Below are 1,640 nucleotides of genomic sequence, written 5' to 3'. Positions count from 1 at the left end.
TCTGGACACAACCAACAACCCAACCCGCCATCAGAATCATCCGGGCAGGAAGCCCTCGCTCAACCCATAGGCTTTTTCACTAGCCTTCTGTATTCAGATTCTGGCGGGGATAATGGAGTCCCTGAACAACACCCACATACTTTGGGCTTGAATTGTTTCGTGCATCCCTGTCATGGGGCTTGTCAATTCCGGCAGTCTTCCGCCTCATCCAATAGCAGAGCGCCCGATCGTGAGGAAAGTTCGACAGACCACACGGCAGCAACGCCCGGACAAAGCTCATGCCCTCATTTGGCCAATAGATACTGCTCTGTTTGCAAACCTGTTAACGGGGTCGCCTCAGACGGGGTCGCCTCAGACGGGACCGCCATAGACTCAATGGTTGCAGTGACAATCGATAAAAACGCCCCTGCCGGGCAAGACATTTGCAGTTTGATTATATTCGGGGAGGATGGCCAGCTGCTGCAATGTGGGAAGGTTTTCAAGAATGCACAATTACTGTCGCGTCACAAAGGCAGCTACCACTCTGGGCAAAAAATCTGTGACCTGACTGTGGTCGGGGAGGATGGTCAATTGCAGCCGTGCGGGACGGTCTGCAAGAATGCGAACGCTTTAACGTATCACAAAAACAGAGACCACACGGGGCAACAAACCTGTAATGTAACTGTGATCGGGAGGGATGGTCTGCAACGGCTCTGCGGGACTGTCTGGAGAAATGCCGCAGTTCTGTCCATTCACAAAAGCGGACATCACACCGGGGAAAAAAACTGTGACGTGATCGTAATCGGGCAGGATGGCCAGCCGCGGCCATGCGGAAAGGCCTGCAAAAATGCCGCAGCTCTTTACGCTCACAAAAGCGGGCAGCACGCCGGGCAAAAAACCTGTAACCTAACCGTGATCGGTGAGGATGATCAGTCGCAGCCATGCGGAAAGGTCTGCAAGAATACTAACGCTCTGATGAATCACAAAAAAAGAGACCATTGCAGGCAACAAACCTGTGACGTGATCGTAATCAGCGAGGATAATCAGCCGCAGCTATGCGGAAGAGTCTATAAGAGTGTCCACAGCCTGTCGGCTCACAAAAGTGGATACCATAGCGTGCAACAAACCTGTGAAATGACCGTGACCGGGGAGCAAGGACAGCCGCGGCCATGCGGAAAGATCTGCAAGAATGCTCAAGCCCTTAGGGATCACAGAAAAATAGACCACACCGGGGCACAAACCTGTAACGTGACAGTGGTTCGCAAGGGTGGTCAGCCGCAGTCATGCGGGAAGGCCTGCAAGAATGCTAAAGCCCTTTCAACTCATAAAAGCGAATATCACACCGGGCAAAAAACCTGTGACATAACCGTGGTCGGGGAGGAAGGTCAGCAACGGCCATGCGGAAAGGTCTGCAAGAATGCAAAAGTCCTGTCGAATCACAAAAGAATTCATCGAAAACGCAAGCCTTCTGTCGTGGATCAGAACGATGAACTCGGGCCTTAACCTGAAAACTGTCCTTTCATGAGGTTTTCTTGATCTATCCTTGCTCTGTACAAGTCAGAATGCAGGGATAGAATTATTAAGCACTCACCCTTTGCGGCAAATTGGTTGCTGTTACTGACGTTGTCTGTCGTTTGTCAGGCCGAACCGTTGACAGAACG

Annotated in this window: 1 protein-coding gene; it reads left to right on the top strand. The window is 51.6% G+C overall.

What is annotated here, in order from left to right; translation table 11 throughout:
• The coding region (locus KDK17_RS00375) for a hypothetical protein (protein ID WP_257254725.1) at nt 1-1,482 on the top strand (1,482 nt) is incomplete at its 5' end.
• Nucleotides 1,483-1,640 lie beyond the last annotated feature (158 nt).

Source organism: Endozoicomonas sp. SESOKO2 (genome assembly GCF_024606245.1).
GTDB lineage: Bacteria > Pseudomonadota > Gammaproteobacteria > Pseudomonadales > Endozoicomonadaceae > Endozoicomonas_A.
This window is presented reverse-complemented; position numbering and strand designations above follow the sequence as displayed.